Raw genomic sequence first — 21,158 nt, 5'->3', positions numbered from 1 at the left:
CATGGATTTTGTCGACGTGCCTGCCCAGCCCCGCGAGACGACCATCCTCGAACTGCGCGAGTTCTCGCGGCGGCTCGTGCGCGAACTGGGCTTCATGCGCACGACGCTCGCGGACAGCGATCTCGCCCCCTCCGCCGTGCACGCCATCATCGAGATCGGCGCGCAGCCGGGCATCAACGCGAGGGCGCTGGGCGAGATCCTGCGGCTCGACAAGTCGAACACGAGCCGGCAGATTGCGCGGCTCGAGGCGGCCGGTCTCGTCAAACGCAAGACCGCCGACGACGACGCGCGCTCCTCCGAGCTGACCCTGAGTGCAGCGGGCCAGAAACTGCGCGCGAAGATCAATCGCTTCGCCACGGACCAGGTTTCCCACGCGCTGCGGCGGCTGGTTCCCGCGGATCAACAGGCGCTCGTGCGCGCGCTCGCGCTCTACGCGGACGCGCTCGCGCACGACAACCCCAACGAGGGCAGCGCCACCGCGTCAACAGCGGGCGTGCAGATCGTGGCAGGCTACCTGCCCGGCTGCATTGGTGACATTGCGAGCCTGCACGCGCGGTTCTACGCGGCGAACTGGGGCTTCGGAGCTTACTTCGAGAAAAAGGTGGCGACGGAACTGGCCGAATTCGCAGGCGCGTTGCCGGCTGAAGGCAAGGCACTTTGGCTCGCGGTGGAGCGCGATCGCATTCTGGCTTCGCTTGCCATCGACGGACACGAGAGCGGCAACGCAGGCGTCGCCCATCTGCGTTGGTTCATCGTGGACGACTCACTGCGCGGCACCGGTATCGGCAGGCAGTTGATGACGACCGCCATGCAGTTCGTCGATGCGCACTACGCCGAGACTTACCTATGGACGTTCAAGGGCCTCGACGCTGCGCGGCATCTGTACGAGTCGTTCGGCTTCCAGCTGGCGGAGGAATTCGAAGGGGACCAGTGGGGCACGAAGGTCACGGAGCAGCGCTTCGTGAGGCGCCGCGCCCACTGACTTCAGTCCTTCGGTGCGTACTCGCTATCGAGCCGGTCGAAGAGCAGCTTGTTCACGAGGCGCTGACGCTCGGCGAACGGCGCGACGATATTCGCGTCTTCGTCGAGGCGGCCGTTTGCGCGCAATTGCCCGAGCGCGCGCTGCATGCCGACCACCGCGCCTTGCAGCGCCGCGTTCGCGTATAGCACCAGCGCGTAGCCCAGGCCCGCCAGCGCTTCGCGCGACTGCACCGGCGTCTTGCCGCCAATCACGATGTTGATGAGCTGCGGTGCATCGATGAGCTTCGGCAGGCGCTCGATGTCCTCGAGCTTTTCCGTGGCTTCGATGAAGAGAATGTCCGCGCCCGCCTCGATGAACGCGTGGCCGCGCGCAATCGCGTCTTCGATGCCGTGCACGGCGGCCGCGTCGGTGCGCGCCATGATGAGCAGGTTGCCGTCTTCGCGTGCGTCCACGGCCGCGCGGATCTTGCCCACCATCTCACTCGCGCCGATCACTTCCTTGTTGGCGAAGTGGCCGCACTTCTTCGGCATCACCTGGTCTTCGAACTGGATCGCGTCGGCGCCGCTGCGCTCGAGCGTGCGCACGGTCTGGCGCACGTTCAGCGCGTTGCCGAAGCCCGTGTCCGCGTCGACGATGAGCGGCAGATTGACGGCGTCGCGCACGCGGGCCGTGTGCTCGGCAACGTCGGAGAGCCCGATGAACCCGAGATCCGGCAGGCCGAATGACATGTTGGTCACGCCGGCGCCCGTGAGGTAGAGCGCCTCGAAGCCGGCGTCTTCGATCACGCGGGCGCTCATGGCGTTGAAGGCGCCCGGCACGAGCAGGCCGCGGCGTTCGTTGACTTTGGCGCGAAAAGCGGCGCGGCGCGCAGCAGTGGAGGTAGTCATCTCGATGGCTCCGTTCAGTGAATTCGGTCGGTAGGTTTGGAGATGGCTCAGACATCCGCACGACGTACGCCGCCAGCCTGCAGAAGCCAGGCCCAAGCCACATAAAACAATACTTTACCTGGACCCTGAGCGCGGCCAGTGTTTCTTGCCACAATCTCTGGAACGTTTCATGAAACGTTCCAGAATAGTGCGTTCAAATGCGCGGGCTTTCGAGCGGCACGCCGCGCGTTTCCGGCGCGATCCGGCGTTCCGCAAGCGCCATTCCGCTCAGTCGCACGGGGTATCATGACGCACTGAACAACGCGTCGATTGAAGGCGCATCGAACCTGCCGCGGAACCTGCCATCGTGAACTATTTCAATGTCCTGCTCGCGCTTTCGGGCGTGCTGCTGCTGAGCGTCGCAAGCCCTGGGCCGAACTTCGTCATCGTCACCTCGACGGCGGTGGCTTCGCGCCGCGCGGGCCTCGCGACCGGCCTTGGTCTTGCCGCCGCCTCCGGCACGTGGGCGTGGATCGCCATCGCGGGCTTGAGCCTGATCGTCGCCCATGTCGCCTGGATCGGCACCGGGCTACGCGTCGCGGGCGCGGCCTACCTGATCTGGCTCGGCGCGAAAATGCTCCTCACCGCGCGCCAGCCCTTGCAGGTGTCGGCTCAGGCGGGCGCATCGGGTTGGGCCGCCGCGAAAAAGGGCTATGTCGTCAGCATGACGAATCCCAAGGCCATTGCGTTCTACGGCAGCATCTTCGCGTTAATGGTGCCTGCCGCCGCGCCGCGCTGGCTCGAAGTGGCCGTCGTCGTGATCGCCATCCTCATATCGTGCGCCTGGTATTGCACGATGGCCCTGGTCGCCTCGCATCCCACCGTGCGCCAGTTCCTTGTTCGGCGCAAAGCCGCGCTCGACTCGGCCGTGGGCGTCGTGCTGATCGGGCTCGGCGGGCGCATGCTCACAGGGCGCTGAGCCAGCCGGCGCAGACATGAGCGCTCGCATGGCATCGCAATGGTTGCGCGTGCCGCTGCTGGCATTCCTGTCGGCGTTCGTGCTTGCGGCGCCTTTGCTGGCCCACGCGCAAAGCACGCCCAAGGTCGTCGACATTCCAACCCGGCCCGGCGTCACCCAGCGCTTTCTTTTCATTGCGCCGGCGGCGCCGAAGGCGGTCGCGATTCTCTACGCGGGCGGGCACGGCGGCCTGCAACTGGACCCGCAGGGAAACTTCGGCTGGGGCGCCAATAATTTCCTCGTGCGCACCCGCATGCTGTTCGTGAACGACGGCGTCGCCGTGGCGGTCATCGATGCACCGAGCGACCGGCAGTCACCGCCTTACCTGGACGGCTTTCGCCTCACGCGCGAACACGCCGAGGACGCGCGCGCCGTGATCGCATGGTTGCGCGCACAACTACACGTGCCGGTCTGGCTCGTCGGCACGAGCCGCGGCACGCAGTCGGTCGCGGCCATCGCCATTGCGCTCGCGAACGACGCAAACACCGGCGCAGGCCCGAACGGCATCGTGCTCAGCTCGACCATCCTGCGCGAAAACCGCGGCGGTGACCCGGTCACGGGCATGAACCTCGCCGCGCTCAAGATTCCCGTGCTCGTGGTGCACAACAAGGACGACGCCTGCAAGTTGTGTCCGGTATCCGAAACGGACACGCTCATGCAAAAGCTCACGCAATCGCCGAGAACAAAGCTGATCCTCGTCTCCGGCGGCACCTCGCGGGGCGACCCGTGCGGGGCGCTTGCGTATCACGGCTACAACGGCATCGCAAGCGAAGTCGTGCACGACATCACCTCGTGGATGCTGGCGCCTTGAGCCTCCCCCGTCCCGCTTCGTCCTTCAGCCACTCACGAAATGCCACGAGACGAGGCAGACTCGCGCACTCGGGCCGATAGACCACGTAATACGCCAGCGCCGATGTCAAGGTGACTTCCGGGAAGAGGCGGATGAGCCGGCCAGCCGCGAGATCGTCGCGCGCCATGACGCTGCGCGCGAGCGCGACGCCGTGGCCCTCTATCGCGGCTTGCAGCACCGCAGCCGAGTTGTTGATCTTCATGCCGCGGCTGGCCGGCGCAAGCGTCACGCCCACGCTCTCGAACCACGCCTGCCACGAAGCGAAGCCCGCATGGCTGTCCACGGAGAGATCGTGAATCAGCGGCGCGCGTGCGAGATCGCGCGGCGCGCGCCATTTGCCGGCCCGGCGCACGGCCGGTGAGCAAACGGGATAGATCTCCTCGTCCATGAGCTTTTCGGCAGCGAGCCCCGGCCACGCACCCGCCCCATAACGCACGCCGATATCGACGCCCTGCGCGACGAAATCGAGCAGTTTCAGGCTCGTGTCCAGCCGCACGTCGGTGTCCGGCCACGCAGCCTGAAAACGGTCGATGCGCGGCAGGAGCCATTTGGCGGCGAACGCCGGGCTCACCGTGACCGTCAGCACACCGTTTGCCGATCCCTCCTTCAGGCGTTCCAGCCCCAGGCTCAAGCGATCGAAACCCGCGCGAATGTCGGGCAGCGCGCGCTCGGCCACTTGCGTCGCCACCAGCCGCGCCCGTCCGCCGCTGCCGCGTACGAACAAGGGCGTGCCGAGCCAGTCTTCGAGACTGCGCACAAGCTGGCCGACGGCGGCAGGCGTCACGTTCAGTTCAGCCGCCGCGGCAGAAAAGCTCTGATGGCGCGCGCTCGCTTCGAATGCGCGCATGGCGTTGAGGTAGACCGGTGCCTTCATGATCTAAATATTTTCTATCAATGAGGCACAGATTATCTGATTTGTAGCCGCATGAGGACGAGAACAGAATGCGTGCTGTAGAAGCGGCACCGGATGAATCCCGTTCCGCCAGCGCCGCCCCCATTCCGCGACTTCGAGGAGTCCATCATGAGCCATAGTTTTTCTTTTGATTTTGCATCCAGGGTCGCCATTGTCACCGGCGGCGGTTCCGGCATCGGCAAGGAAGTCGCCACGCGTCTCGTGAAGGGCGGCGCGCGCGTCGTCATCGGCGGCCGCGATGAGGCGAAGTTGCGCGAAGCGGCAGCGCAAATCGACCCTTCGGGCACTAGCGTGCGCTTTCATGCCGGCGACATCGCGCTGCCCGCCACCGCGGCTGCGTTGGTCGACCTCGCGACCGAGGCGTTCGGCGGCGTCGACATTCTCATCAACAACGCCGGCATTTTCCGGCCCAAAGCGTTTATCGACGTAACCGAAGCCGAATACGACGGCTTTCTCGACACGATCCTCAAAGGCAAGTTCTTCATGGCGCAGGCGGCTGCGAAAGCCATGCTCAAACGCGGCGGCGGCGCGATCGTGCAGACGGGTTCGCTCTGGGCGCTGCAGGCCATCGGCGCCACGCCTTCCGCGGCATATTCGGCGGCGAATGCGGGCGTGCATGCGCTCACGCGCAATCTCGCCATCGAACTCGCACGCTCGAACATCCGCGTCAATACGGTCGCGCCGGGCGTCGTGGAAACGCCGGTCTATCGCACCTTCATGACCGAAGACGAAGTCAGCAAAACGCTGCCGGGGTTCAATGCGTTTCACCCGCTCGGGCGCAACGGTCAGCCCGCGGATGTTGCCGAGGCCATGCTCTTTCTCGCCTCGCCTCACGCCGCGTGGATCACGGGCACCGTGCTGCCGGTGGACGGCGGCGTGATGGCCGGCCGCCACGCCTGAAGCGCGATCGGCTCATCGTTTTTTGACGCCGATTTTTCGACACGACACGCAGGAGCACACGCTGGAGATCGCCGCCAGCAACCGCGCAGCCGCCTCGCGGCTGCTGGTCGATGCGTCCGAGTGCGGGTGTACGAAACGGCGTGAGGTCAGTTAGGTCGCCCGCTTGTTTCGTATGACTAAGTGCTCTTCTTTTTCACCGGCGCGCTGTTGTGCCCGAACGACCCCGGCGGCTCCGCCCTGCCGTGGTGGCCCAGCGGCACCTCTGCCGTCTGCTCCGGATGCGGCCCGCCCTCGCGCGGCATGACCTCGGGCCGTGACTCTGGCTGATCGAAGCTGCCCGGCACGCCCCGCGCGGGTTTATCGTGCGCCCGCTGCTTGCCGGCGGTTTCTTTGGACTCGTCCGGCGTGGGATTGTGTGTCGAAAGACCCATACTCTGCTCCTTGAACGGCATCCATGCAGGGATATCGTTGCGCGCACATCCCGCTTACGGTTTCGCAGCGCTAACCGGCGCCCCTTGTGCGTGGCAATTGCAATTCCGCCCGTCACGCTTGTAATTTCTCTAGCCCGTTCCCCGTCTGTCTGATCTTTTGGGTCTGCACTGGCGCACTCCGTCTCGCGCCGATGCTGCGCTCATCATTTATTCCCGATAGGCCGCCATCACAATCCACATGTCGCGCTCGCCATTGCTCACTTCGGCAGCCAGCGCATAGGGATCGTGCGGGTCACAGGCGTTTTGCAGCGCCTTGCGCGCCTGCTCCGTGTTGTCGTACTCGCGCTTCTCCAGCGGGCGCACCTCGTTGCGGCCCTCGAACATCTTCTGGTGCTGACGGTAGATAAGCGTTTCGTTTTTCCATTCGCGAAAGCATTCCCGGACATGCTGGAAATCGCCTCCGCAGACGTTCACTTCGTAGCGTGGCGTTGACTTCATGATCGACTGCCTCCTTTGCCGGTTCTGCGCGCGAGCCGTTTGCCTCACGCCGCGCGTGTACACACCCACGTTGATGCATGAGGCGTGCCGGATCCGCTGCGCGCGGCAGACGGTATTGCATTTGCGCAACGGGTGAATCGTCTGAGGGGAGATGTCATGAGCACGAGCCAGCATCCGTCCACGCGGCGCAAGGGCAGCCGCCCCGCACGCCAGCGTCATGCCCACGCGAGCGCCGCTAAAAGTCGGACGAAAAGCACATCGAGCGCCGCCACGAATCAATGGTCGAAACACGTGAACGAGACGAGGGACGCCATGGACATCGAATCCGGCGTATTCAAGTCGGGCAGCGCCGAAGCGATTGCCCGTTCGCTCAAGGAGTCGTCGCTGCGCAGCCGGCGGCGCAAGGGCACGCCGTTTCAGTCGGCCATGTCGATGCTGAACTTCTATATCAATCGCGCGGGCAAAAACCTGCCCAAATCGCGGCGCAACACGCTCAGGAAAGCCAAGGGAAAGCTGCGCGACGCGTTTGGCCGCAAACCCTGAGGGAAAATCGCAGGCTTTTTCACGCAGACATTGGCGTCGCGCCCAACTCTTATATAAGACATAAGACATTTGACGTTAGAGGGCATTGCAATTAAAATCGCGGTCGAAGCAGTGCCTGGAAAAGCCTCGGAGTGCCTGAACAGCCTTCGCCTTCAAACGCAATACCAGTAGGTCCCCCAATGCTTGAAAATTTTCGCGCTCACGTAGCCGCACGCGCCGCGCTCGGCATTCCTCCCCTGCCGCTCACGGCTCAGCAGACCGCCGAACTGGTGGAACTGCTGACGAATCCGCCCGCAGGCGAAGAGCAGACCCTGCTCGACCTGATCACCAACCGCGTGCCCGCAGGCGTTGACGAAGCCGCCCGCGTGAAGGCTGGCTTCCTCGCCGCCGTGGCCAAGGGCGAGACCGCCTGCGCGCTGATCTCGCGCGCTCGCGCCACCGAACTGCTCGGCACGATGCTGGGCGGCTACAACATCCAGCCGCTGATCGAACTGCTGGCCGACGCCGAAGTGGGCACCGTAGCTGCCGACGCGCTGAAGAAAACCCTGCTGATGTTCGACCAGTTCCACGACGTCAAGGAACTGGCCGACAAGGGCAACGCCAACGCGCGCGCCGTGCTGCAAAGCTGGGCGGACGCGGAATGGTTCACGAGCCGTCCGGAAGTGCCGCAAAGCCTGACCATCACCGTCTTCAAGGTGACGGGCGAAACGAACACCGACGACCTCTCGCCGGCCCCGGACGCCACCACCCGCCCGGACATCCCGATGCACGCGCTGGCGATGCTGAAGAACGCGCGCCCCGGCATCACCCCGGAAGAAGACGGCAAGCGCGGCCCGGTCAAGTTCATCGAATCGCTGAAGGAAAAGGGTCACCTGGTCGCCTACGTGGGCGACGTGGTCGGCACCGGCTCCTCGCGCAAGTCGGCCACCAACTCGGTGCTGTGGTTCACGGGCGAAGACATCCCCTTCATCCCGAACAAGCGCTTCGGCGGCGTGTGCCTGGGCGGCAAGATCGCCCCGATCTTCTACAACACGATGGAAGACGCCGGCGCCCTGCCGATCGAACTCGACGTGTCGCAGATGGAAATGGGCGACGTGGTCGAACTGCGCCCGTACGAAGGCAAGGCACTGAAGAATGGCGCAGTCATCGCCGAATTCCAGGTCAAGTCCGACGTGCTGTTCGACGAAGTGCGCGCCGGCGGCCGCATTCCGCTGATCATCGGCCGCGGCCTGACCGCCAAGGCGCGTGAAGCGATGGGTCTGGCCCCGTCGACGCTGTTCCGCCTGCCGCAGCAGCCGGCCGACAGCGGCAAGGGTTTCTCGCTGGCGCAGAAGATGGTCGGCCGCGCGTGCGGTCTGCCGGAAGGCCAGGGCGTGCGCCCGGGCACGTACTGCGAACCGAAGATGACCTCGGTCGGCTCGCAGGACACCACCGGCCCGATGACGCGCGACGAACTGAAGGACCTGGCGTGCCTCGGCTTCTCGGCCGACCTCGTCATGCAGTCGTTCTGCCACACCGCCGCTTATCCGAAGCCGGTGGACGTGAAGACGCACCAAACGCTGCCGAACTTCATCAGCAACCGTGGCGGCATCGCGCTGCGCCCGGGCGACGGCGTGATCCACTCGTGGCTGAACCGCATGCTGCTGCCCGACACCGTCGGCACCGGCGGCGATTCGCACACGCGCTTCCCGATCGGCATCAGCTTCCCGGCGGGTTCGGGTCTGGTCGCCTTCGCGGCCGCCACCGGCACGATGCCGCTGGACATGCCGGAATCGGTGCTCGTGCGCTTCAAGGGCAAGATGCAGCCGGGCGTCACGCTGCGTGACCTCGTCAACGCCATCCCGCTCTACGCCATCAAGCAAGGCACGCTGACGGTCGCCAAGCAAGGCAAGAAGAACATTTTCTCGGGCCGCATTCTCGAAATCGAAGGCCTGCCCGACCTGAAGGTCGAGCAAGCGTTCGAACTCTCGGATGCATCGGCTGAGCGTTCGGCCGCCGGTTGCACGGTGCACCTGAACAAGGAACCGATCATCGAGTACCTCAACAGCAACATCACGCTGCTGAAGTGGATGATCGCCCAGGGCTACCAGGACCCGCGCAGCCTCCAGCGCCGTATCAAGGCGATGGAAGCATGGCTGGCCGATCCGCAACTGCTTCAACCGGATGCGGACGCCGAGTACGCTGCCGTCATCGAAATCGATCTGGCCGACGTGCATGAGCCGATCGTGGCCTGCCCGAACGATCCGGACGACGTGAAGACGCTGTCGGACGTCGCTGGCGCGAAGATCGACGAAGTGTTCATCGGCTCGTGCATGACCAACATCGGTCACTTCCGTGCCGCGTCGAAGCTGCTCGAAGGCAAGCGCGACATTCCGGTCAAGCTGTGGGTCGCACCGCCGACCAAGATGGACCAGAAGCAGCTGACCGAAGAAGGCCACTACGGTGTGTTCGGCACGGCTGGCGCGCGTACCGAAATGCCGGGCTGCTCGCTATGCATGGGTAACCAGGCTCAGGTGCGCGAAGGCGCGACGGTCATGTCGACCTCGACGCGTAACTTCCCGAACCGTCTGGGCAAGAACACGAACGTGTACCTCGGCTCGGCGGAACTGGCGGCAATCTGCTCGCGTCTGGGCAAGATCCCGACCAAGGAAGAGTACATGGCCGACATGGGCGTGCTCAACGCCAACGGCGACAAGATCTATCAGTACATGAACTTCGACCAGATCGCAGACTTCAAGGAAGTGGCCGATACGGTGACGATGTAAATGTGATGCTGGGGTACGGCGCGGGGTTTTCGTTGTAGATCCGCGCCGGAGCGCCAGGCAATGGCGCCGCAGGCTGAATGCCTGCGGCGCCATTTTTTTATTCATCGAGGATTACTGGGGAATAGCGCCGCCGTGCGTCGAAGCCGTCTTCGCACTGGAGATAGTGTGCGCCGTTCTAATTGCGCTTCCTGCCAGCCGCATGGTTGGCCGCGCGCGCGGCGCGCTAATCAGCCGTTCCCGCCGTGAAAGAGCGTCAGCTTGTTCGATACCGAAGTCACGCCCTGCACCGAACGCGTAACCTCTTCGGCCTGGCGGATCTGGTCGCCACTGCGAACCGTCCCGCTCAGTGTGACGGCGCCGCTTCGCGCGCGAACGAAAACGCCGGAAACGTTGAATCCTTGTGCTCTCGACAATGCGTGCCGCACAGCACGGGCGAGTGCCCTATCCGATTTCGCCGCGCTGGGCGCCGCCTGCGTCGCGGGCGGCGCCATCGACGCGTCCATTGGCGCACTTGCCGACTGGGCATGAGCCATGCCAGCGGCGGTCAACAGAAAAAACGCACACAAGGTCCATCGCAGGTTCGCTTTCATGACCAACTCCTGTCATTGCCGCGCAGGAATGCGCAGGCCGCATTCCATATTGCACCACCATCCGGACACTCGCTCCGACAGCGCACGAAGTGCACTATGGATTCAGCCGACCGCCGCCCGTTTTACGGTCCATTGCCGCGAAGGCGTATTCACGCGGGACGAGTCTGAAACGGCAGTGGCTAGCGGAAGTCGCTCGAACGCGTCACGTCTTTTGCTTCCATGTCGACGGCACCGCTGCGCGGCAGTTCACGCTGCGCTTCGGGCATTTCGCTTTGCGCCATGCCTTCCTTGAATCCCTTCACCGCGCCGCCCAGATCGCCGCCAATGTTCCGTAGCTTCTTCGTACCGAAAATTAGTGCCACGATTAGCAGAACGATCATCCAATGCCAGATGCTCAATGAACCCATAGCTGAAAATCCTCTCTTTCCTGTCGAGCGCTTCGCTCGCGACGAATAACATGGACCTCTCGGCCCGCCATGCGGTATTGGAACGCGAGGATGTATCTCATTCGTTTCCTGGAACGGCGGTTTTGTAGGCGCCTGTACCAACGCACGCTGTCGATACACTCGAATACAAAGCGGGACCGTGTCAGCGCGTCACGGCCTTTCAAACGGTTCCGTCGATGTGTGTAATATCGACTGCAACGTCTCTTTGGGAGAAGTCCCATGCTGAGGGTACTTGAACCGGGCGACTATTTCGGCACCACCACCCTGCAATACGGCGATGATGGCATCTCGATCGTGGAGACGCTTTTCGCAACGGATCTGATCATCCCCGAGCACGAACATGTGAATCCGTTTTTCTGTTTCGTGCTGGACGGACGCGGCACGCGATCCTGGCCGACACGGCGCGGCGAAGACGGGCCGATGTCACTGACGTTTTTCCCCGCAGGCGTACCGCATGCAAATTGCTGGTACGGGGCCGGCGGCAAGGCACTCCATCTCGAGTTTTCGTCCTTGTGGCTGCAGCGGCTTGGTGGCCGCACGCGGGTCCTCGATCGTCCCGATGACTTTGCCAGCGGAGCGCCGCTGTCGTTCATGCGCCGTCTGGTCCGCGAGTGCCGTGAACAGGATTCGGCTACGCCGTTGGCAGTTGAAGGCCTGGTACTCGAACTTCTTGCCGCGTGCGAACGGTCCGCCCCGCGTGCGGCGACGGTTGGCGGTTCACGTCGATGGCTCGGTCGGGTGGAAGCATTGCTGCACGATCGCTTTCGCGAGTCGTTGACGCTGGATGAAATTGCTTCGGACAACCACGTTTGCGCCGACCACCTCGCGCGTGAATTCCGCAAGCACTTTGGCTGTACCGTGGGCGATTACGTGCGCCAGCTTCGACTCGACTTCGCCTGCGCTCAATTGGCCGATGGGCACCATTCGCTCGCAGCCATTGCTCAGGCCGCCGGTTTCGCCGACCAAAGCCACTTTACGCGCGTCTTTCATCGCAGGATGGGGCTGACACCCGGTGCGTACCGCGCGCGGTTGCTCGAAGATCGCTCCTGTACCAAAGATTGACGCTCAGGTACAAGACGCATAGAACCGCCACCGCCTAGAGTGGCTCGCATGTTCGACACGAACGAGCGTTCATGGAGATCCATGTGAGCACCGATGCCTTTCCGTATCTGACCCGTATTAACGTCCTCTACTCCTTGGGCGAAATTATCGACGTGCCTGCTCTCGTGGCGGCAAACAGCCATCCCTGGTACAACCAGACGCTCTGCCAGGTGAACCAGTCGGTGGTCCGGCTAGGTGTCGTGCAGGGCGAATATCACTGGCACAAACACGACGCAGAGGACGAATTCTTTTACGTCGTGAGTGGGCACTTCCTGATCGACCTCGAGGACAGGCTCGTGGATTTGAGTCCGGGACAAGCCTTTGTCGTGCGTAAAGGCCTGCTTCATCGCCCGCGAGCACCAGAGAAAACGGTGATTCTGATGGTCGAGGCCGCGGGAATCGTTCCCACCGGCGACACGTGATACCTCGCTACGGTCACGCATTGCGTGGTCGTCTGCAACGGTCCACCGGTTCAGCTGACTGCGAATGGAGAACTGGGCGCGGCGCTGCTATTCAGCGGCGGCATAAAAAACGCTGCGTGCGAACCGTCAAATCAGCGAATTGAGGCCAGAAAAAAGGCTTGTTTGCGACGCGGACGCGCGCTCGCGACTCATAGAATTTGATCGTGTATCCACGTTACACACCGTCGAGCGTCCGATACCTATCGGATCGCTTTCTCATATCGGATTTCCGGTTAATTCAGCATGACACGGCTTGCACGGCACTACGTCCCAGAACAACCGCAGCACGTTATCTTGCAGGGGCTCACGGGGCCCGCATTCCTCGACGAAGGAGACTACCTTTACTTCCTCACCTGCCTGGCAGACGCAGCGCGCGTCGCCGATCTGGCAGTCCACGCGTGGGTACTCATGCCCGACGCGGTGCAGTTCCTCGTCACGCCTTCATACGAATCGAGCCTGGCGATGGCGATGCAGGCGGTTGGCCGTCGCTATGTCGACACCTTCAACCGCCGCCATGGACGCCGCGGTACGGTGTGGCGTGGCGGGTATCACGCAACCGTGATCGAGCCCGACCGGTATTTCCTGCTCGCAAGTCAGATCATCGATCATGCGCCGGTGCGCAACGGCCTTGTGGCCGAACCGGGAAACTACCCATGGTCGAGCTACACGCACCACATCGGGCTGCGTGTCGACCGCCTCATCAAGGACCATCCACTCTACCGTGCACTCGGCAATACGCCGTTCGAGCGCCAGCAGTCCTACCGCGATTTGAGCGCACAGCCTCTTGACGAGCGCGAGGTCGAAAATCTGATGCAGTCCACGCTCAAGGGCTGGGTGCTCGGCAGCGCCGCGTATTGCGAGTGGGCGGCGCAAACAGCCAACCGGCGTTTAACGCCGCTGCTGCTGCGCGACCGGCCGCCCAGGGTTCGTACGGCAGGTGCCGTCGCACACGAGGGCTAACCAGAAAAGGAAGCCAGGAAACCTTGCTTGTTTGAGAGGTGTCGCGCCTGGCTACGATCCACGTCGCTTCGCAGCACGTTTCGGCTGAGGCTGCTGCGCAGCGCGAAGTTCGGACGGATCGAGGAAGAAGTTCCGGTTGCCGGCCATGCGCTCAACCATGAAGTCGATGAACGTCTTCACGCGCAGCGATTGTTCGGTTCGATGCTTATAGTAGATGTAGATCGTGCCGTATTCGGTGGCGTGCTGCATCAATAACGGAATGAGTCGACCGCTTCTGATATGCGCCGTGGCGTTGAAGCTACCCAACTGGCCGATGCCGAGACCTGAAAGCACAGCCTGCGTTTCCAGTTCCGTATCATTCACGCAGATGGCAGCAGGCACGTCGCGATAGACGATTTCATCGCCGATACGGAATTGCCATTGCGCAAGCTTTCCCGTGTTCGCGCGGCGGTACCCTGTGCAGCGATGTTGAGCGAGTTCTTCAATGGTCCGCGGTGCGCCATTGCGCTCGATATATTCCGGTGATGCGCACACGATCAGCTGAATCGGCACCAGCCGGCGTGCGATCGAGCCGCCCGAAGGCGGCGGTCCACCGCGAAATCCCACATCGGAGCGGTCGGTCACGAGATCCGTGAATTGATCGTCGAATTGCACTTCGAGTTGCACGTTCTGATAGCGCCTCTGGAATTCCTCGAAGTACGGCCACAGGACCGGGAGCCCGAATGCGCGCGGCGCGCTCACGCGCAGCATGCCGGCCACATCTTCTTTCGAGCGCCTGGCCTCGTCGAGCGCGGACGACAGAATGGCGAGCGCCGGTTCCACGCTGTCGAGAAGCCGTTGGCCCTCCTCGGTCAGGCTCAGCTTGCGCGTGGTCCGATGAAAGAGCCGCACACCCAGCTCCTTCTCCAATTGCATCACCGCATGGCTCGCGGCCTGCGGCGAGATGCCTTGATCGACCGCCGCGCCACGCAGGCTTCCGAGCGCCGCGGCACGGACGAAAGTGGTGATCGCACGAATTTCGTTCATTTCCGGGGGCCCCGATTCGCAAACAAACGTTGATTATCACTCCACTAATATACGGCTAGTTCGTGTCAATCGCGTCGCCTACCATGACATCACCTCATCACACACGTAGGAGAGACATCATGGCAGACGCTCAACAAGGTGGCTTTAAGCGCGTATGGTTCATCACCGGCGCTTCGCGAGGCATCGGCGCATTGATTGCCGAAGCAGCGCTCGCGGACGGCAACGCCGTCGTGGCCGCCGGACGTAACGTTCAGGCTATCGTCGAGCGTCTCGGCGAGTCGGCTGCGTTGCTGCCGGTCGCGCTGGACGTGACCAATGAGGCCCAGGCAAAGTCGGCGGTGCAGTTGGCGGTTGAAAAATTCGGCCGCGTCGATGTATTGGTCAACAACGCCGGCTTCGGTCTGCTCGGTGCGGTCGAAGAATCCGCGGACAAGGACGTGCGCCGCATGTACGACACAAATGTATTCGGACTGCTGAACGTTACGCGTGCCGTGTTGCCGACGATGCGCGCAAACCGCTCTGGCCACGTGATCAATATTTCATCGATTGGCGGCTATCGGGCCGCGGCCGGATTTGGCGTGTACTCGTCGACGAAGTTCGCCGTCGAAGGCATTACGGAAGCATTGCATGCCGAACTGAAACCGCTGGGCGTTCACGCGACCGTTGTCGAGCCGGGCTATTTTCGCACCGACTTTCTGGATGCGTCCTCGCTTGTCGTTGCGCCCGACGTGATCGACGATTACGACGAAACCTCGGGCGCGGTTCGCCGCAAGGCCGTGCAGATGAATCACAATCAGCCCGGCGACCCGACGAAGCTTGCGGCCGCATTGATCACGCTCGTCGACGCGACTGACCCGCCGTTGCGCCTTCCGCTCGGCACGGACACACTGGCTGCCATCGCTGCGAAAAACGCTTACGTGACGCAGGAAACGCAAGCGTGGAAGGATCTGTCGACGTCGACCGACTTCACTGCTTGAGTGATTAGCCTGAGCGACGAACCGCTCTGCAACAGCAGCCGGAATCAGTAACGCGCAAGCTGGCTGCCGTTCACCTGTACGCGGTCGCCCGGGCGCAGGTCGCCGGGTGTCGGCACGTTGAACGCGCGAGTGGAGCCGTCGCTCAGCTGCACGTCGATCTGGAATCCTGCGGGCTGGCCCATCTGTTGGCCGATATGGTTGCCTGCATACGCTCCACCCAGCGCACCGATGACGGTCGCGGCGTCGCGACCGTGGCCGCCTCCGATCTGATTCCCGAGAACACCGCCAACCAGTGCGCCGACCACGGTTCCGGCGATGCCCGAGGCACCCGTGGCGCTACTCAAGGGCTGGATTCTCGAGATCGTGCCGTACTGCGTGCCATATTGGTTGCCGTATTGCGAGTTGTACTGCGAACCGTACTGGCCGTTGCTTTGCGTGTCATACGGCTGTTGCGGGGCCGGCGGCGGCGCGTAGGCGGGCTGCTGCACCGTGCCCGGTTGCGCATAGGCGGGCTGGCTATACGCAGGCGCTGAGTATTGGGCCTGGTAGCCTTGCTGTGCGCCGTACGGCGCGTAACCCGGCGCAACGCAGGCTGACAACGAGAGACTTGCTGCAGCCACAAGCGCGGCGGCGAGGACGGACCTGGTAGAGAACATGGGCATCACAGTGTGGTTCGCATTGCCGCCGCGCCGGGCACGGCAAGCGTAAAGAGGGAGACGATTGCGCGGCAGTATACGAAAAGCCCGCACGGAAGTGCGCTGCGCGACGGTAACAACGTGTAAAGTCCGTTGCTGGGTGAATGGCAGAGGGCGCCGCGTATATGCGGAGCGCGGCGGCGTTGTGATGCACCGCTTGCGTTGCCCCAATCAGACGCGTGGAGATGCGCTATGCAAAGCCGCCCGAAAATCCGCCTGACGCTGACTGCGTTGGTGCTCCTGCTGACCGGATGTACCGCCGGCGGCGTGCCACACAGCGGGCCACATCTGAGCCCAACGGAGTGCCGTGACCTGGCCTCGCTTGGACGCAACGCGCCTCCGACGATGGCACTACACAAGAGCGAACTCGCGGCTCTGAGGAAAGCGGGCTACAACCCGTCACCATGGAACGACCCCTACTATCCCGAGGATCTGGAGGCGGCACAGCGCCTGGTCGACTATTGGTTCGACACGGAGTGCCAGCAGTTTCAACCCGGATGAGAAGCCCCGGAGCCACTACGGCTTCTTGAAACGATCGAGCTGCCGTTGAAGACTTCGACGACAGCGATACAGAACATTCGTTGAATCGGTGCCCTCGGCCACAACCTGCCTTTGCCCCGTGCTTTCCCAGGAACACTCGGACGTCGTAGATACGCTCGTCGCCCTTCGCTGGCTCGTTCCCACCCATCAATTTGCTGTTTCGTCGTTCTGGAATTTGCCATTGTTGGTGCAGTGAAAGTACATCTTCTTTCCGTTGATCGACCCTGAATACTTCATTGCCTGATACCCGGACGGACATTCTTTTGCAGCACGCTCCTGACACTGTGAAATTGGAAGTGCATATGAACACATTACCAGCGTGCTGCCCTTCAACGGGCCGGAATCAACCGTCTCGGCTGTAGTGCAAGCCGATATAGAAGCGATGGCGCAGAGCACGCCCGTAATTGAAAGAATTCTCATGTTTGGCTTGGGTTTCGATCGACTGGGCGACTGCGTAAACCGGAGTGCTCGCTCGCGCGAGTTGAATACGCAAAAAAATCCCATACTCCGCACAACGTTGATATTGCAACTATATTCGAGTGGATAAGGTTGTTGTCTGCGTCGCACCCTGTTGCGTTGAGATTGACGCAATAAGGCCCTTGTTCTACCTGCACACAGGGTGATACATCAACCATATAGATCTATGTAAGCAGATTGTATGTGTCGCGGTGTCGCCAATGACCGTTTAAATCACGCAGTAAAGACGGTCGGAGCCCCCGCGAGCTTTTTCTTCGACTACTGATTCTCTCCCAGTCGCAAAACGCGGTGCTATATTGGGCGACTCGTCCGGTGACACTCTGATAGCCATGTCCTGCGAAGCCTGCGAACGGATGCAACTGGGCGACACGGTCCAGCCCCATGACGATTTGCGGAAAGCCGACGGGCAGACGCGGCTGCGCCCGCTCGGCCGTCGCCCGGTGCTCCTGCAACGTTACTGTTGCCGCATATGCAACACGAACTGGCTACTGGAACTCGATCCGAGGCAACCGGAGCAGCCTGACTGGGTTTGTCTGTATCAGGCCTCAAGCATTCTCAACCCTGTCTCGGCAGTTCACCAGGGCAGCCGTTCAGCGGCTCCCCCTTCTGCCACCGGCCGGGCTGACGCTGCACGCGGCGCAATGCCGGAGCGGCTCATTCACAGCCTTCCTTGACCGGAGCCCCCCTTGATTGACCGACGACGTCCGTGGTGTGGGCCCGGGGATTTGATCCGTAACTAGAAGGCAACTCGCGCTTTACCTCAGTTGCTGCGGTCGCTCGTACACGGAATTGCCCGACGGCTTCGGGTCGACCTGGCTCGACCGCATCAGGCGAAGCTCGGATCGTTCGCTCGTGAACGCCGCAGCCACGACATCCGAACGTCCCTTCAATCCAGCAAGCATGCGTTCGATTCGCCCGCAGGGGTGTCATGCCCTCTTAGGCATCAAGACAATGGCGCCGGCAATCCCGCCGCGGATGCACATTGAATCGGCAACTCAACCGCGTTGAGCCAACAGGATCCCAATCCTCGAAACCTGCCGCCTGCCGCATTGTAAACACAGCAGGGGTAGAGGCGGGTAGGATGCGGGTTGTTGTAGTGCTTGCCAGTTCACGATCCATCTCCAATTCGCTGAAGACGGTCGACCTTCACGGTTTTGTGACTTCCAGACAGGGGCTACAGAGCAGACCATGGACACGATGCACTCGATTCCTGACAGTTTCCGATTCACTCTCGTCCTCATCAAGCCGACCCATTACGACGATGACGGCTACCCGATCCAGTGGCTCCGCTCGGTCATGCCTTCCAATACACTCGCGTGTATGTATGCACTCGCTGATGACGCGCGAGAGCGAGAGCTGCTGGGCCCTGGCGTCCATTTCGAGATCGAAACATGCGATGAAACCAACCAGCGGGTGTGGCCAGAGCGCATCATTCGTGACCTGAAGGCAAAGGGCGGGAGATCGATGATTGGTCTGGTCGGTGTCCAGTCGAACCAGTATCCGCGCGCGCTCGACCTCGCCCGCCAGTTCCGTGCCGCAGGCTTGCCGGTTGCGATCGGTGGCTTCCACGTCTCCGGCTGCATCTCCATGCTGCCAGAGATGCCCGCGGAGCTTAAGGAAGCGCAAGCAATGGGTGTGGCACTCTTCGCTGGGGAAGCCGAGGAGCGACGTCTTGATGAAGTCCTTCTCGACGCGTGGAATGGTGCAATGAAGCCCTTGTACAATTTCATGGACACGCTACCCTCGCTCGAAGGTGCTCCCCAGCCCTTCTTGCCGCGCAAGCATATCGAACGCACGGCAGGCACCTATACCTCGGTCGACCTCGGTCGTGGTTGCCCGTATCAGTGCTCGTTTTGTACCATCATCAACGTACAGGGGCACAAGAGTCGCTTTCGCACCCCCGACGATCTCGAGAAAATCATCCGCCAGAACGCAACGCAGGGCATCGACCGGTTCTTCATCACGGATGATAATTTCGCCCGCAATCACGACTGGGAGATCCTTCTCGACCGCGTCATCGAACTTCGGGAAAAGGAAGGCATTCACTGCGGCTTCACGATCCAGGTCGACACGCTCTGTCACAAGATTCCAAACTTCATCGAGAAGGCAACGCGCGCGGGTGTGCGACGCGTGTTCATCGGGCTTGAGAATATCAATCCCGAGAATCTGATCGCGGCGAAGAAGCGGCAGAACAAGATCACCGAATACCGCGCCATGCTGCAGCAGTGGCGCGCCCACGGCGCGATTACCTACGCTGGCTACATCATCGGATTCCCGGCGGACACGAAAGAATCGATCCTTCGCGACATCGAGATCATCAAGCGTGAATTGCCAATCGACATTCTCGAGTTCTTCATGCTCACCCCGCTTCCCGGCTCCGAGGATCATCAGACGATGGTAAGGAACGGTGAATGGATGGACCCGGACATCAACAAATACGACACCAATCACCGGGTCACGCACCACCCGAAAATGTTGGACGCTGAATGGGAAGAAGCGTATCGGTGTGCCTGGAGCGCGTTCTACTCGTACGACCACATCCGCACGATCGTCAAGCGGGCAGCGCAGATCCCGAATGGCCGGCCGAAGACGATCATGCGCACAATCGCCTGGTTCAGACTGATGATCGAACACGAGGGCGTGCATCCGCTCGAAGGGGGAGCCCTGCGGATCAAACACCGCCGTGACCGCCGTTGGGGGCTACCGGTCGAATCGCCGCTTCGCTTCTATCCGCGCTACTGGAGTGAGACCGCCATCAAGCTGGCGAAATATCTGCGCTTCTACCTCAGAACAGAGGCTACGCTCAGGAAAGTCATGAAGGCACCGGAACGTTACGCATATACGGATATTGCCATCACGCCGCTGCAAGAAGAGGAATTCGAGCAGCTTGGACTCTTTCACGCCACGAGCGGCGGCGAGGCAGCGCTGGCTGTCCACCACCGGCGTATTGCCATCCGGTCATCGGGCCCGTCTGCAGCGTGATATCGTTGACAACGCCAGCCAGTTTTCCCCGTGCCTTGATTGCCATTTCTTCTGGGTTCCACGACATCCTGATGGGGCCCAGATTGCCGTCCATGACCCCTTCGGGATCGAAGGTAATTCAAGGCGACCAAACAGACGGCGAGCACGCGCGTGTCGGGTGTGAATCTGGCGAAACCGACGACCTTCTCAACCCAACCTGACGCGTGCCCAGATTCCCGATGCGCTTGCGTTAAGTCTGACGATCAGACCTATATTGGGAATCGGTCGCGGTTTTATTCATATTTCCGCAGAAAATGTCAGTGGGACCGTCAATCGGGTGTGTCCGTACAACGATGGCGTAGTCTCCCGAGCGGAGCGTGCTCAATGCAGCGGGCACGGTCTTTCCGATCCGCAATGGCCCCCACCACGGTACGTAATTGCTAGGCGCCGCCTGACGGGTCATATCGTAGGCTGGCGTGGCCTCGAGGTTTCCGCAGGATCCAGGATAGATATAAATGTAGAGACCGGCAGGCTGTGTGACGTACGACGGCAGGCCGCTCACGTAAAGCAGGAGATTGGTCCGATCGCCGTCGGGCACTAGCGTCGCCACTCCGATCCTTCCGGCATTCTGCGGCGTAGCGGATAAGCGGACACTGACTACCTCACGATCCTGGCGATTTGCTACGGTGGTCCCGCATCCTGTGATCAATAAAGTCACTCCCAGTAGCACCAGGAAATTCTTTATCTCCATCTCTGACCTCCTGCATGAAGCGGCCGCGGTAAAGCTGTACAGTCCTAAACAAATATAGGCCGTTCTCCAGTATTTGCACGCACAAACCAGACCGATGGCGGAAATGAGAGATGTCTTATGCCGGACCGTGTCCTCAGGCAACGCAGATTGACACGATGGTTGAGCGGTCCTGGCCGCTAGATGATGCTAGCGACGGCAGGTCACAATCGCAGGGTGGCCATGCGAGAGATAGAAGGTACCAGGGTGCACACTTGCATTTGTTCAGAAGAATTATGCGGGTATAGCCAGCGGTTGAATCCACAACTGGAACCGTCATTCATTGCGTGGTGCAGCGAACGCCTGTCGAAACAGAGTCGCGTACCCGCGTGGCAGACGCGGGCGGCGACGTTCCAGCGAGGCCGCGCGAG

The 21,158-nt window shown here is 61.9% G+C and carries 20 protein-coding genes; 12 read left to right on the top strand and 8 right to left on the bottom strand.

Annotated elements, in window-relative coordinates; translation table 11 throughout:
* Position 1 precedes the first annotated feature (1 nt).
* Complete coding sequence (locus tag L0U83_RS30100; protein WP_233887767.1) at positions 2-982, top strand: bifunctional helix-turn-helix transcriptional regulator/GNAT family N-acetyltransferase; 981 nt, start codon at positions 2-4, stop codon at positions 980-982.
* 2 nt (positions 983-984) lie between these two features.
* Here the strand turns inward: L0U83_RS30100 and L0U83_RS30095 are convergent, their stop codons facing one another.
* On the bottom strand, positions 985-1,869 hold the full coding sequence (locus L0U83_RS30095; protein ID WP_233887766.1) for an isocitrate lyase/PEP mutase family protein: 885 nt from the start codon (positions 1,867-1,869) through the stop codon (positions 985-987).
* A gap of 346 nt (positions 1,870-2,215) precedes the next feature.
* On the opposite strand from L0U83_RS30095, the gene L0U83_RS30090 reads away from it, so the two are divergent.
* The gene (locus L0U83_RS30090) at positions 2,216-2,827 is read left to right on the top strand and encodes a LysE family translocator (protein ID WP_373321129.1); all 612 of its coding nucleotides are present in this window, start codon (positions 2,216-2,218) and stop codon (positions 2,825-2,827) included.
* Between the two features lie 28 nt (positions 2,828-2,855).
* Positions 2,856-3,677 (top strand): alpha/beta hydrolase, encoded by an 822-nt coding sequence (locus tag L0U83_RS30085; protein WP_233887765.1) that lies wholly within the window; start codon positions 2,856-2,858, stop codon positions 3,675-3,677.
* Here the strand turns inward: L0U83_RS30085 and gcvA are convergent.
* Positions 3,652-4,590, bottom strand: coding sequence for a transcriptional regulator GcvA (gcvA, locus tag L0U83_RS30080; RefSeq protein ID WP_233887764.1), 939 nt, complete (start codon positions 4,588-4,590; stop codon positions 3,652-3,654). The two genes, L0U83_RS30085 and gcvA, sit on opposite strands and share 26 nt — an antisense overlap.
* 147 nt (positions 4,591-4,737) lie before the next feature.
* Here gcvA and L0U83_RS30075 point away from each other — a divergent pair, with 147 nt between their 5' ends.
* Positions 4,738-5,529, top strand: coding sequence for an SDR family NAD(P)-dependent oxidoreductase (locus L0U83_RS30075; protein ID WP_233887763.1), 792 nt, complete (start codon positions 4,738-4,740; stop codon positions 5,527-5,529).
* Positions 5,530-5,705: 176 nt separating this feature from the next.
* Here L0U83_RS30075 and L0U83_RS30070 read toward each other — a convergent pair whose 3' ends face one another.
* Together L0U83_RS30070 and L0U83_RS40935 are read right to left on the bottom strand one after the other, a co-directional pair.
* Positions 5,706-5,960: a hypothetical protein gene (locus L0U83_RS30070; protein ID WP_233887762.1), complete on the bottom strand. Its 255-nt coding sequence runs from the start codon at positions 5,958-5,960 to the stop codon at positions 5,706-5,708.
* Positions 5,961-6,167: 207 nt separating this feature from the next.
* A complete protein-coding gene (locus L0U83_RS40935) occupies positions 6,168-6,683 on the bottom strand; it encodes a hypothetical protein (RefSeq protein WP_373321146.1) in 516 nt (171 codons plus the stop codon).
* Between L0U83_RS40935 and L0U83_RS30060 the strand changes: the two genes are divergently transcribed.
* Positions 6,615-7,001, top strand: coding sequence for a DUF3175 domain-containing protein (locus L0U83_RS30060; protein ID WP_233887761.1), 387 nt, complete (start codon positions 6,615-6,617; stop codon positions 6,999-7,001). The two genes, L0U83_RS40935 and L0U83_RS30060, sit on opposite strands and share 69 nt — an antisense overlap.
* Before the next feature lie 179 nt (positions 7,002-7,180).
* Complete coding sequence (acnB, locus tag L0U83_RS30055; RefSeq protein ID WP_233887760.1) at positions 7,181-9,766, top strand: bifunctional aconitate hydratase 2/2-methylisocitrate dehydratase; 2,586 nt, start codon at positions 7,181-7,183, stop codon at positions 9,764-9,766.
* Between the two features lie 227 nt (positions 9,767-9,993).
* On the opposite strand, the gene L0U83_RS30050 is transcribed toward acnB, so the two are convergent.
* Positions 9,994-10,356, bottom strand: a complete 363-nt coding sequence (locus tag L0U83_RS30050; RefSeq protein ID WP_233887759.1) for a BON domain-containing protein — start codon at positions 10,354-10,356, stop codon at positions 9,994-9,996.
* Between the two features lie 179 nt (positions 10,357-10,535).
* Positions 10,536-10,763, bottom strand: coding sequence for a Sec-independent protein translocase subunit TatA (gene tatA, locus L0U83_RS30045; RefSeq protein ID WP_233887758.1), 228 nt, complete (start codon positions 10,761-10,763; stop codon positions 10,536-10,538).
* 258 nt (positions 10,764-11,021) lie between these two features.
* Here tatA and L0U83_RS30040 point away from each other — a divergent pair, with 258 nt between their 5' ends.
* The 3 genes from L0U83_RS30040 (at position 11,022) to L0U83_RS30030 (ending at position 13,324) form a co-directional block, all read left to right on the top strand.
* Positions 11,022-11,864: a helix-turn-helix transcriptional regulator gene (locus L0U83_RS30040; protein ID WP_233887757.1), complete on the top strand. Its 843-nt coding sequence runs from the start codon at positions 11,022-11,024 to the stop codon at positions 11,862-11,864.
* 71 nt (positions 11,865-11,935) lie between these two features.
* The gene (locus L0U83_RS30035) at positions 11,936-12,325 is read left to right on the top strand and encodes a cupin domain-containing protein (RefSeq protein ID WP_233887756.1); all 390 of its coding nucleotides are present in this window, start codon (positions 11,936-11,938) and stop codon (positions 12,323-12,325) included.
* A 282-nt stretch (positions 12,326-12,607) separates the two neighbouring features.
* On the top strand, positions 12,608-13,324 hold the full coding sequence (locus L0U83_RS30030) for a transposase (protein ID WP_233887755.1): 717 nt from the start codon (positions 12,608-12,610) through the stop codon (positions 13,322-13,324).
* Between the two features lie 51 nt (positions 13,325-13,375).
* Here the strand turns inward: L0U83_RS30030 and L0U83_RS30025 are convergent, their stop codons facing one another.
* Positions 13,376-14,350 (bottom strand): LysR family transcriptional regulator, encoded by a 975-nt coding sequence (locus tag L0U83_RS30025; protein WP_233887754.1) that lies wholly within the window; start codon positions 14,348-14,350, stop codon positions 13,376-13,378.
* Positions 14,351-14,469: 119 nt separating this feature from the next.
* On the opposite strand from L0U83_RS30025, the gene L0U83_RS30020 reads away from it, so the two are divergent.
* Positions 14,470-15,327 (top strand): oxidoreductase, encoded by an 858-nt coding sequence (locus tag L0U83_RS30020; RefSeq protein ID WP_233887753.1) that lies wholly within the window; start codon positions 14,470-14,472, stop codon positions 15,325-15,327.
* Positions 15,328-15,371: 44 nt separating this feature from the next.
* Here L0U83_RS30020 and L0U83_RS30015 read toward each other — a convergent pair whose 3' ends face one another.
* A complete protein-coding gene (locus L0U83_RS30015; protein ID WP_233887752.1) occupies positions 15,372-15,992 on the bottom strand; it encodes an outer membrane lipoprotein in 621 nt (206 codons plus the stop codon).
* Positions 15,993-16,214: 222 nt separating this feature from the next.
* Between L0U83_RS30015 and L0U83_RS30010 the strand changes: the two genes are divergently transcribed.
* Both L0U83_RS30010 and L0U83_RS30005 read left to right on the top strand, forming a co-directional pair.
* A complete protein-coding gene (locus tag L0U83_RS30010) occupies positions 16,215-16,523 on the top strand; it encodes a DUF4148 domain-containing protein (protein WP_233887751.1) in 309 nt (102 codons plus the stop codon).
* A 1,704-nt stretch (positions 16,524-18,227) separates the two neighbouring features.
* A complete protein-coding gene (locus L0U83_RS30005; protein WP_233887750.1) occupies positions 18,228-20,021 on the top strand; it encodes a B12-binding domain-containing radical SAM protein in 1,794 nt (597 codons plus the stop codon).
* The last annotated feature ends 1,137 nt before the right edge of the window (positions 20,022-21,158 follow it).

Source organism: Paraburkholderia flagellata, assembly GCF_021390645.1.
Classification (GTDB): Bacteria; Pseudomonadota; Gammaproteobacteria; order Burkholderiales; family Burkholderiaceae; genus Paraburkholderia; species Paraburkholderia flagellata.
Note: the sequence above shows the minus strand (reverse complement) of the source record. Positions and strands in the feature narration are given on the sequence as shown.